An 11,348-nucleotide genomic window follows, 5' to 3' on the forward strand; every position below is an offset into this window, starting at 1 on the left:
GGGGTCTCCTGGGGAGTCAGAGGATGTCGGGGTCGTCGAGACGGACCCGGAGCCGGGGGGCCGGCCGGAAGCGGCCGGGCGTGGTCGGCGGGCGACGACGGCGCGTGGCGTTGCGGATCACGGCGGAGCGGAGGCGCGCGGCCACATCCGCACCGCGAGCGTAGTCGAACCGGACGATCGCCCGGACGGAGCCGTCCTCGAGCCCGACAGGACCGAGGACCTCGTGCCGGTCGTCCTCGTCGAGCGCGTCGAGCGCCTCCTCCACCGCGTGCGCGTCGCCGCTCACCGTGGCCAGGCGCACCGCGGGCGGGAAGCGCAGAGCGCGCCGCTCCTGGAGCTCGGCCCGGAGGTACTCGGCCTGCCGCCAGGTCGCCAGGGCGGTCGCGAGCCGGCCGCCGACCCCGACCAGGAGGACCGGCGCGCCCGGGCGGGCCAGCGCCGCGGCGTTCGACCAGGTGCGGAGCGCGTCGTCGGCGACCCGCAGGCTCTCGCGGGCCAGCATCCGCTCGCCGTCCAGCAGCAGGACGGCGTGGTAGCCGCCGTCGGCCCGCGGCTCCGCCCCGCGCGTGGCCACGACGAGCGCGGGCTCGTCGGGGAGGGTGAGCACGGGGCGCTGCCCGTCGGCGACGATCACCTTGGCACCCGGGAAGGCGCGTCCGAGCTCCTCCGCGGTGCGGCCCGCGCCGAGGGAGACGAGGCGCAGAGCCGTCGCCTCGCAGACGGAGCAGGTCCAGTCGGCCGCGATCAGGCCGCACCAGCCGCAGCTCGGCCGCCCGCCCTCGGAGTGCACGCCGAGCGGACCCTGGCAGCGGTTGCAGCGTGCGACGGTCCGGCAACGGGCGCAGGCGACCACCGGCGCGTAGCCGGGGCGCGCGACCTGGACCAGCACGGGACCGGAGTCGAGGGCCTTCCGCGCCTCCCGCCAGGCGGAGGAGGGGATGCGCGCTGCCGCGTCGTGCTCGTCGGCCGCCCACTGCTGGGCGGTCGGCACGACGTGCGGGCGGCGGCTCGGCCGCGGCTCCACCTCGGTCGCGAAGCCGATCTCGACGAGCCGCTCGACCTCGACCGTGCGCGTGTTGCCGAGCAGGACGAGGCCGGCGCCGCTCTGCTCCTGCCGCACCAGGGCGACGTCGCGGGCGTGCGCGTAGGGCGCGAGCGGCTCGGCGAAGAGCGGATCGCCGTCGTCCCAGAGCGCGATCAGGCCGAGGGCGGAGGAGGGCGCGTAGAGGACGGAGCGGTTGCCGACGACGACCCGCGGCCCGGGATCGAGGCAGCGGACGAAGGCGGAGTAGCGCTCGGCGCCCTTCTGCCGCGCATCGAGGCGCACCACCGCCTCCGCGGGGACGAGGGCGGCGAGAGCGAGCTCCAGCTGCTCCTGGTCGCGGTAGTCGGGGACGGCCAGGATCGCGTCGCGGCCCGCGGCGAGCGTGTCCCGGGCGAGCTCGGCGAGCGTGACGGCCCAGCCGCCGACCCACGCGCCCGAGTCGAGCCTCACCGGAGCCGGCACGGCGCCGACCGCCAGCCGGGCCCCCTCGGCGAGTCCAACAAAGGAGGCGTCGGGGTAGCCCGTCACGCCGCCCGCCTCGACCGCGGGCGCCGCAGGAGCGGGACCCGCGGCGAGTCGCGCCTTCTCGACGCGGACGTGGCGGCGCGGCACGGCCAGGCGCAGCACGTCGCTCGCGCCCCCGGAGGCGCGGTCGGCCACCCGGCGGGCGAGGGCCCAGACCTCCGGGGTCAGCACGACGAGCGGCGAGACCAGCTCCTCCATGCCGCTGAGCGCTCCGGCGTGCTCGGTCCCCTCCCCCGTCTCGACGACGAACGCGTCGGCGATCCGGCCTCCGGTCCGCAACGGCACCCGCACGCGCACGCCGGGGACCACCTCGCCGCGCAGCGCCTCCGGCACCGCGTAGTCCAGGAGCCGGTCGAGCTGCGGGAGGGGCGAGTCCAGGAGCACGCGCGCGACGGCTCCGCTCGTCGCCATCGCCGCCGCGCCCGCTACGAGAGGCCCGCGGCGGAGCGCAGGTCGTCGACCCGGTCGAGGCGCTCCCAGGTGAAGTCGGGGAGCTCCCGGCCGAAGTGGCCGTAGGCCGCGGTCTGCGCGTAGATCGGGCGGAGCAGGTCGAGTGCGTGGATGATCGCGGCCGGGCGCAGGTCGAAGACCGAGCGGATCGCCTCGGTGATCGTCTCGTCGGAGACGGTGCCGGTGCCGAAGGTCTCGACGTAGAGGCCGACCGGGGCCGCCTTGCCGATGGCGTAGGCGACCTGCACCTCCAGCCGCGAGGCGAGCCCCGCGGCGACCGCGTTCTTGGCGACCCACCGCATGGCGTAGGCGGCCGAGCGGTCCACCTTCGACGGGTCCTTGCCCGAGAACGCGCCGCCGCCGTGGCGGGACGCTCCGCCGTAGGTGTCGACGATGATCTTGCGGCCGGTGAGCCCGGCGTCGCCCTGAGGGCCGCCGATCTCGAAGCGGCCCGTCGGGTTGATCAGCAGGCGCACGGCGGAGGAGTCGAGGTCGACCGTCTCGAGGACGGGGCGGATGACGTGCGCCGCGATGTCCGCGTGGATCGTCTCGGTGCTGACGTGCTCGGCGTGCTGGGTGGACAGGACGACGGTGTCGATGGTGGACGGCGTCGTGCCGTCGTAGCCGATGGTGACCTGGGTCTTGCCGTCGGGCCGGAGGTAGTCGAGCTCGCCCGACTTGCGGACGGCGGCCAGGCGCTCGGCGAGGCGGTGCGAGAGCCAGCTCGGCAGCGGCATGTACTCGGGGGTCTCGTCGGTCGCGAAGCCGAACATCAGGCCCTGGTCGCCCGCGCCCTGGCGGTCGAAGGCGTCCTCGCCCGCCTCGGAGGAGCGGACCTCGAGCGCCGTGTCGACGCCCGCCGCGATCTCGGGCGACTGCTGGCCGATCGAGACCGAGACGCCGCAGGAGCGGCCGTCGAAGCCCTTCTCCGAGGAGTCGTAGCCGATCTCGACGATCGTGTCGCGCACGATCTTGGGGATCTCGACGTAGCCGCTCGTGGAGACCTCGCCCGCGACGTGCACGAGCCCCGTCGTGACCAGCGTCTCGACGGCGACCCGGCTGTGCGGGTCCTCGCGGAGCAGGGCGTCGAGGATGCGGTCCGAGATCTGGTCGCAGATCTTGTCCGGGTGGCCCTCGGTGACGGACTCGGAGGTGAACAGGCGGAGGGGACCGGAGGTCATGCTTCTCTTCTCGTCCCGGCTCGTGCGGACCGGGGTCGTTCGTACCGGGAGTGGCCTGGCGGGCGCGATGCCGGGCGGCAGGCGATCGGCGCCTGGGCGGGCGGACCGGCGGGGCTAGCGCACGACCGCGTCGAGGACGCGATCGGCCACCTCCGCCTTGCTGCCCGAGGCCTCGCCAACTATATCGCCGGCCCGATCGAGGACCACGACGGCGTTGCTGTCGCTCTGGAAACCCTCGGCCCAGCCCACCCTGTTGAGGACGAGCAGGTCGCAGCCCTTGCGGGCGATCTTGGCGCGGCCGAGGGCGAGCATCGCGTCCCGGTCCGGCTCGGTCTCCGCGGCGAAGCCGACGACGATCTGCCCCTCCCGCCGGGAGGCGGAGATCTCGGCGAGGACGTCCGGGTTCTTGACGAGCTCGAGGACGAGACGGTCGCCCTGCTGCTCCTTCTTGATCTTCGCGTCGGCGACCGCGGCGGGCCGGTAGTCGGCGACGGCCGCGGCCATGATCACGACGTCCGCGCCGGGGGCCGCGGCGAGGGCGGCCTCGCGCAGCTCGAGCGCGGTGCCCACCGGGAGGACCGTGACGCCCTCCGGCGCCGGCACGTCGAGGTTCGCGGCGAGGAGGGTGACCTCCGCGCCCCGGGCCGCAGCGGCCAGCGCGAGCGCGACGCCCTGCCTGCCGCTGGAGCGGTTGCCGACGAAGCGCACCGGGTCGAGGGGCTCGCGGGTGCCGCCGGCGGTCACGAGGACGCGTACGCCCGCGAGGTCGCGGCGGGCGGAGGCGGAGCGGGCGTGGACGGCGAGGGCCTCCGCCACGATCGTCTCGGGCTCCTCCATGCGGCCGGGGCCCGAGTCGGCGCCGGTGAGGCGGCCGACCGCGGGGCCGACGACGTGCACGCCGCGGGAGCGGAGCACCGCCGTGTTCGCGACGGTGGCGGCGTTCGCCCACATCTCGGTGTGCATCGCGGGGGCGACCACGAGCGGGGCGGTGCTCGCGAGCACCGTGTTGCCGAGCAGGTCGTCGGCGAGGCCGGCGGCGAGCTTGGCGAGCGTGTGCGCCGTCGCGGGCGCGATCACGATGAGGTCGGCGGCCTGGCCGATGGCCACGTGCCGGACCTCGGCGACGCCCTCGTAGAGCTCGGTGTGCACCGGGTTCCGCGAGATGGCCTCGAGGGTGGGCTTCCCGACGAAGCGCAGCGCGGCCTCGGTCGCGACGACGTGCACGTCGTGCTCCGCGAGGACCAGCGCGCGGACGACTCCGACGGCCTTGTACGCGGCGATGCCGCCGGTGATGCCGACGACGACGTTGAGCCGTCGGCCGGCCTCGAGAGAGGAGCCCACCCGGAGGGGACTACTCGGCGAGGGGCTTGGCGACGAGCTTGTCCTCGTTGATCTCGTGCAGTGCGACCGAGAGGGGCTTGTCGTCGATGGTGGAGTCGACCAGCGGGCCGACGTTGTCGAACAGGCTGCCCTCGTGGAGGTCGGCGTAGTAGTCGTTGATCTGGCGGGCGCGCTTGGAGGCGAAGATCACCAGCGCGTACTTGGAGTCGACCTTCGAGAGGAGCTCGTCGATGGGCGGGTCGATGATGCCGAGGTTGTTGGCCATGGGTGTCTCCTTGCAGGCGCATCAGCGCCGATCTGCGGCTCCGGAGCAACACGGCGCGCGGGCTCCGAGGGGCGTGTGCCCGGTGGGACCCGGGGCGTCGGCCCGGAGGTGGTCGGTGGCCCGGTGTCAGCGGCCCGGGTCAGCGGGCGCGCCGTCGGCACGAGGCGACATCAATTCTACGACCTCGCGGGCCGCTTCGGGCACGGTGCTGTTGACGACGGCGAAATCGAACTCGTCCTGCGCGGCCAGCTCCACCTTCGCGGTGCCCAGGCGGCGCTCCTGCTCCTCCGCGCTCTCGGTGCCGCGGCCGACCAGCCGGCGGACCAGCTCGTCCCAGCTCGGCGGCAGGAGGAAGACCAGCCGCGCGTCCGGCATCCGCTCGCGCACCTGGCGGGCACCCTGGATGTCGATCTCGAGCATCACCTGCCGGCCCTGCTCCAGCGCGGCGTCGATGGGGCCGCGGGGCGTGCCGTAGCGGTGAGCGTTGTGGACGACGGCGTACTCGAGGAACTCCCCCGCCGCGACCATCCGGTCGAACTCGGCGTCGTCGACGAAGTAGTAGCTGACGCCGTCCACCTCGCCCGGACGCGGGGCCCGGGTGGTGGCCGAGACCGAGAGCAGGACGTCCGGGTAGTTCTCGCGGATGTAGGTCGACACGGTGCCCTTGCCGACCGCGGTCGGACCGGCGAGGACGAGCAGGCGGTTGCGGCCGGGGCGGCGCTGCCGCGACTCCCGCTCCTCGAGGAACGACGCCAGGCCCTCGACCTGGCGCCGGCCGAGGCCGCCGAGGCGCTTCGACTCGGCGATCCGCAGCTGGTCCATCACCCGGGGCGTCTTCACCACGCCGAGCGCGGGCACGGCGCGGAGCAGCTCGCTGACGCGCATCCGCCCCTCGACTCCGAGCGGCTCGGCCTGGGCCGCCGCGAGCACGGCGGTCGCGGGGCGGCGTCCGGCGGCGACGGCCTTCTTGACGGCGGCGCGGGCACGGCGCGCCGCGATCGCGGCCTCGGAGGCGGCGCGCCGGTCGACCTCGGGCGGCGAGGGACGGCGCACGGCCTCCGGGCGCGGGGAGGCGCCGGGATCGGGGCTGACGGTTTCAGCGGACAAGGGTCTCCTGGATGTCGGTCGCGCGGCGGGTGATCTCGGCCGCGATCCCCGAGGGGCCGGCGCCGAGCACGCTGCGCGACTCGCTGACGATGGTGGCGGCGCTCAGCGCGCCGAACAGCCGCTGCGCGTCCGCGACGGCCGCGCCCTGGTGGCCGAAGCCGGGCGCGAGCACCGGGAGTGCGGGGTGCAGCGGCTCGTCGATGCCGATGCCGAAGTCGCCCAGGGCGACCGTGGCGCCGAGCACCACGCCGACCGAGCCGATCGACGCGCGAGCGTGAGCGTCGTTCCAGGATGCCACGTCCGCCACGACCGCGCGTGCCACGGTGGATCCCGCCCGGTCGCCGTCCTGCACGAGAGCGCGCTGCACGGGACGGGCCTCGGGGTTGGAGGTGGCTGCGAGGACGAACACGCCCTTGCCCGCCTCCTCGGCGAGGGTCAGCATCTCCTCGAGGGAGCCGAGCCCCTGGTAGGCCGCGGCGGTCATGGCGTCCGCCTCGAGCGGCGAGCCCGGCCGGAGCCACGCCTCGGCGTAGGCGGTGACGCTCGTGCCGATGTCGCCGCGCTTGACGTCGGCGATCACCAGCAGTCCGGCCTCGCGGGCGTCGGCGAGCACGCGCTCGAGCGCGGCGTAGCCCGCCGAGCCGTGCCGCTCGAAGAAGGCGATCTGCGGCTTGACGACGCCCACACGGCCGGCCGCCGCCTCGACGACCGTTCGGCCGAAGCTCTCGAGCCCGGCCGCGTCGTCGGCGAGGCCCCACGCGTCGAGCAGGTACGCGTGCGGGTCGATCCCGACGCAGAGCCGGCCGTGCGCGGCGAACGCCGCCTCGAGGCGCGAGCCGAAGGAGGCGGTGCCCGCCGCGCCGCCGCTCACGCGGTGCGCTCCGCGCGGCGCAGGGCGTAGTCCTGCAGGCTCGTCACCTCGAAGGGCTCGTTCGCCGCGTCGAGCGAGGCGACCGCCGCCGCGAGCTGGGCGATCGTGGTGAACAGCGGCTTGTCCGCGGCGACCGCGGCCGCGCGGATCTCGTAGCCGTCGGCGCGGGTCGCTCCTCCGCTGGGCGTGTTGATCACCACGTCGACCTCGTCGCGGGCGATCAGCTCGACGATGGAGGGCGCGTCGTCCTCGGCGGTCTCGCTGTACTTGCGGACCACGCGGGCCTGGATCCCGTTGCGGTTCAGCACCTCGGCCGTGCCCTCGGTCGCGAGGATGTCGAAGCCGAGCTGGCGCAGGCGCAGCGCGGGCAGGACGATCGAGCGCTTGTCGCGGTCGGCGACCGAGATGAAGACGGTCCCGCTCGCCGGCATGCCGCCGTACGCGGCGTCCTGGCTCTTCGCGAAGGCGCGCGGGAAGTCGCGGTCGATCCCCATGACCTCGCCGGTGGAGCGCATCTCGGGCCCGAGCAGCGAGTCGACGATCTGGCCCTCCTTGGTACGGAAGCGCTTGAACGGCAGGACCGCCTCCTTCACCGCGATGGGAGAGTCCATCGGGACGTCGGAGCCGTCGCGCTCGGGCAGCAGGCCCTCGGCCTTCAGCGCGGCGATGGTCTCGCCCACCATCAGGCGCGACGCGGCCTTCGCGAGCGGGATGCCCAGCGCCTTCGACACGAACGGCACGGTGCGCGAGGCCCGGGGGTTCGCTTCGAGCACGTAGAGCACGCCCTGGCCGATCGCGAACTGGACGTTCAGCAGTCCCCGGACGCCGACGCCCTGCGCGATCGCGAGGGTCGCCTCCCGCACCTGGTCGATCTGCCGGCGGCCGAGCGTCACCGGCGGGAGCGTGCACGCCGAGTCGCCGGAGTGGATGCCGGCCTCCTCGATGTGCTCCATCACGCCGCCGATGTAGAGCTGCTCCCCGTCGAAGAGCGCGTCGACGTCGATCTCGATCGCGTCGTCGAGGAAGCGGTCCACCAGCAGCGGGTGCGCCTCGTCGATGATCCCCTCGCCGGCCATCCGCTCGAAGTAGTCCTCGAGCTGGGGCGTGCCGTAGACGATCTCCATGCCGCGCCCGCCGAGGACGAACGACGGACGGACGAGGACCGGGTAGCCGATCTCCACCGCGACCTCACGGGCGCCGTCGAGGTCGGTCGCGGTGCCGTTGCGCGGAGCGAGAAGCCCCGCCTCGTCGAGGATCCGCGAGAACGCGCCGCGCTCCTCCGCGAGGTCGATGTTCGCTGGGGTGGTGCCGAGGATGGGCACGCCGGCCGCCTCGAGGCCCGCGGCGAGCCCGAGCGCCGTCTGGCCGCCCAGCTGCACGACGACGCCGACGAGCTCGCCGGACTGCGACTCCGCGTGGATGACCTCGAGCACGTCCTCGAGAGTCAGCGGCTCGAAGTAGAGGCGGTCCGAGGTGTCGTAGTCGGTCGAGACCGTCTCGGGGTTGCAGTTGATCATGATCGTCTCGAAGCCCGCGTCCGAGAGCGCGAACGAGGCGTGCACGCAGGAGTAGTCGAACTCGACCCCCTGGCCGATGCGGTTGGGGCCGGAGCCCAGGATGACGACCTTGCGGCGGTCGGCGGCGACGACCTCCGTCTCCTCGTCGTACGAGGAGTAGTGGTACGGCGTGAGCGCCGGGAACTCACCCGCGCAGGTGTCGACGGTCTTGTAGACCGGGCGCACGTCCAGCGCGTAGCGGGTGCGGCGGACCTCCGCCTCGTCGAGCCCGCGGAGCTCGGCGATCTGCGCGTCCGAGAAGCCGTGGTCCTTCGCCAGGCGGAGGAGTCCGGCGTCGAGGCCGTCGTGCTCGTGCACCAGGTCGGCGATCTCGTTGATCAGCACGATCTGGTCGAGGAACCAGGGGTCGATCTTCGTGGACTCGAACGCCTGCTCGACCGTGGCTCCCAGGCGCAGCGCCTGCTGCACGGTGACGATGCGGCCGTCGGTCGGGGTCCTCGCGATCTCGAGGAGCTCCTCGACCGAGCGCTCCTGCGCCCCCCAGTGGAACGACGAGCCGCGCTTCTCGAGCGAGCGGAGCGCCTTCTGCAGCGCCTGCGCGTAGTTGCGGCCGATCGCCATCGCCTCGCCCACCGACTTCATGGTCGTGGTCAGCGTCTTGTCGGCGGCCGGGAACTTCTCGAACGCGAACCGCGGGACCTTCACGACCACGTAGTCCAGCGTCGGCTCGAAGCTCGCCGGCGTCACCTTGGTGATGTCGTTCGGGATCTCGTCCAGGCGGTAGCCGATGGCGAGCTTCGCGGCGATCTTGGCGATCGGGAAGCCGGTCGCCTTGGAGGCGAGGGCGGAGGAGCGGGAGACGCGCGGGTTCATCTCGATCACGATGATCCGGCCGTCCGCCGGGTCGATCGCGAACTGGATGTTGCAGCCGCCGGTGTCCACGCCCACGTCGCGGATGATCCGGATGCCGATGTCGCGCAGCTTCTGGTACTCGCGGTCGGTGAGGGTCAGCGCCGGTGCCACGGTGATCGAGTCGCCCGTGTGCACGCCGACGGGGTCGACGTTCTCGATCGAGCAGACGACGACCGTGTTGTCGGCCGTGTCGCGCATGAGCTCGAGCTCGTACTCCTTCCAGCCGAGGATCGACTCCTCCAGGAGAACCTCGGTGGTGGGGCTCTGGTGCAGGCCGTCGCCGACCATCCGCACCAGCTCCTCGCGGGTGTAGGCGAAGCCGGAGCCCAGGCCGCCCATGGTGAACGACGGGCGGATGACGAGGGGGTAGCCCAGGTCCTCGGCGTACTCGATCGCCTCGTCGACGGTGTGCGCGATGTAGGACTTCGCGACGTCGGCGCCCGCGTCCAGCACCAGCTGCTTGAAGATCTGGCGGTCCTCGCCGCGGTTGATCGCCTCGAAGCTCGCGCCGATGAGCTCGACGCCGTACTTCTCGAGGATCCCGAGGTCGTGCAGCTGGATGGCCGCGTTCAGGGCCGTCTGCCCGCCGAGGGTCGGCAGGATCGCGTCCGGCTTCTCCTTGGCGATGATCGCCTCGATCGCCTTGGGCGTGATCGGCTCCACGTAGGTGGCGTCGGCGAAGTCGGGATCGGTCATGATCGTCGCCGGGTTGGAGTTGACGAGGATCACGCGCACCCCCTCGGCGCGCAGCACGCGGCAGGCCTGGGTGCCGGAGTAGTCGAACTCGACGGCCTGTCCGATGACGATCGGGCCGGAGCCGATGACCAGGACGCTCTGGATGTCTTCCCTGCGCGGCATTACTTCTGCTCTCCGATGCTGCTGGTCGTGGGGATGTCGGTGGGCTCCGAGGCCCCGCGCCCGGCCGTGCGCTGCACGACCATCTCGCGGAAGCGGTCGAAGAGGTGGTTGGAGTCGTGCGGGCCGGCCGCCGCCTCCGGGTGGTACTGCACCGAGAAGGCGGGGATGTCGAGGCAGCGCAGGCCCTCCACGACCGAGTCGTTGAGGGAGTAGTGGCTGACCTCGACGCGGCCGAAGCCCTCGGGCGAGTCCAGCTCGCCCTCGATCGGCGCGTCCACGGCGAACCCGTGGTTCTGCGAGGTGATCTCCACGCGGCCGGTGAGCTTGTCGAGCACGGGCTGGTTGATCCCGCGGTGGCCGAACGGGAGCTTGTAGGTGCCGAAGCCGAGAGCGCGCCCCAGCAGCTGGTTGCCGAAGCAGATGCCGAAGAACGGCAGGTCGGCGCGCAGGGTGGTGCGCAGCAGCTCGACGTGGCGGTCCGAGGCCTCGGGGTCGCCGGGGCCGTTGGAGAAGAAGAGCGCGGACGGGTCGAGCGCGAGCACCTGCTCGGCGGTCACCGACTCGGGCAGCACGTGCACGTCGAAGCCGCGCTCCGCGAGGTAGTCGACCGTCGAGGTCTTCACCCCCAGGTCGATGACCGCGACCGAGCCGACGCGCTCGCCGCGGGCGGGCACCGTGTACTGCTCGTCGGTCGAGACCGAGGAGGAGAGGTTGAGCCCCTGCATCTGCCGGCCGCCGAGGACCAGCGCGAGCTGCTCCTCCTCGGGGAGGGCGAGGTCCTCGCCGGAGAACACGCCGGCGCGCATCGAGCCGGCCGAGCGGATGTGGCGGGTGATCGCCCGGGTGTCGACGCCGGAGATCCCGACGATGCCGTCGGTCTCCAGGTCGTCGCCGAGGGAGCGCTGCGCGCGGAAGTTGGAGACGACGCGGGAGGGGTCGCGGACGACGTAGCCGGCGACCCAGATGCGGCGCGACTCCATGTCCTCGTCGTTGGTCCCGGTGTTGCCGATGTGGGGCGCGGTCTGAACGACGATCTGGCCGGCGTAGCTCGGGTCGGTCAGCGTCTCCTGGTACCCGGTCATGCCGGTGGCGAAGACGATCTCGCCCAGGGTGCGGCCTCGGGCGCCGTAGGCCTGGCCCCGGAATCGTCGTCCGTCCTCGAGGACGAGGACGGCGGTGGGTTCGGTGCTGAGGCGTGTCGTTGGCACGGACTAGGAGCCCTTCTGGGTCGTGTCGGGGCCGCCGTCGGCGGCTCCGGGGTGGGAGGGGGAGGAAC

The 11,348-nt window shown here is 73.2% G+C and carries 8 protein-coding genes; all 8 read right to left on the bottom strand.

From position 1 onward, the window contains the following. Positions 1-16: 16 nt before the first annotated feature. Positions 17-1,981, bottom strand: a complete 1,965-nt coding sequence (locus C5C25_RS09070) for a hypothetical protein (protein WP_104250385.1) — start codon at positions 1,979-1,981, stop codon at positions 17-19. A 14-nt stretch (positions 1,982-1,995) separates the two neighbouring features. After that, entirely contained in the window at positions 1,996-3,201 is a 1,206-nt protein-coding gene (metK, locus tag C5C25_RS09075) for a methionine adenosyltransferase (protein ID WP_104221839.1), read from the bottom strand. Positions 3,202-3,315: 114 nt separating this feature from the next. Beyond that, positions 3,316-4,542, bottom strand: coding sequence for a bifunctional phosphopantothenoylcysteine decarboxylase/phosphopantothenate--cysteine ligase CoaBC (coaBC, locus tag C5C25_RS09080; protein ID WP_104237507.1), 1,227 nt, complete (start codon positions 4,540-4,542; stop codon positions 3,316-3,318). A 10-nt stretch (positions 4,543-4,552) separates the two neighbouring features. After that, on the bottom strand, positions 4,553-4,807 hold the full coding sequence (gene rpoZ, locus C5C25_RS09085) for a DNA-directed RNA polymerase subunit omega (RefSeq protein ID WP_104221835.1): 255 nt from the start codon (positions 4,805-4,807) through the stop codon (positions 4,553-4,555). Between the two features lie 126 nt (positions 4,808-4,933). After that, positions 4,934-5,860: a guanylate kinase gene (gene gmk, locus C5C25_RS09090; RefSeq protein WP_104250386.1), complete on the bottom strand. Its 927-nt coding sequence runs from the start codon at positions 5,858-5,860 to the stop codon at positions 4,934-4,936. A 43-nt stretch (positions 5,861-5,903) separates the two neighbouring features. Next, complete coding sequence (gene pyrF / locus C5C25_RS09095) at positions 5,904-6,785, bottom strand: orotidine-5'-phosphate decarboxylase (protein ID WP_104250387.1); 882 nt, start codon at positions 6,783-6,785, stop codon at positions 5,904-5,906. Then, positions 6,782-10,072 (bottom strand): carbamoyl-phosphate synthase large subunit, encoded by a 3,291-nt coding sequence (carB, locus tag C5C25_RS09100; RefSeq protein WP_104250388.1) that lies wholly within the window; start codon positions 10,070-10,072, stop codon positions 6,782-6,784. The genes pyrF and carB overlap by 4 nt, the downstream gene beginning before the upstream one ends. Further along, on the bottom strand, positions 10,072-11,280 hold the full coding sequence (gene carA / locus C5C25_RS09105; protein WP_104250389.1) for a glutamine-hydrolyzing carbamoyl-phosphate synthase small subunit: 1,209 nt from the start codon (positions 11,278-11,280) through the stop codon (positions 10,072-10,074). The genes carB and carA overlap by 1 nt, the downstream gene beginning before the upstream one ends. Positions 11,281-11,348: the final 68 nt, after the last annotated feature.

The sequence above is a fragment of the Rathayibacter sp. AY2B9 genome (genome assembly GCF_002931595.1).
GTDB lineage: Bacteria > Actinomycetota > Actinomycetes > Actinomycetales > Microbacteriaceae > Rathayibacter.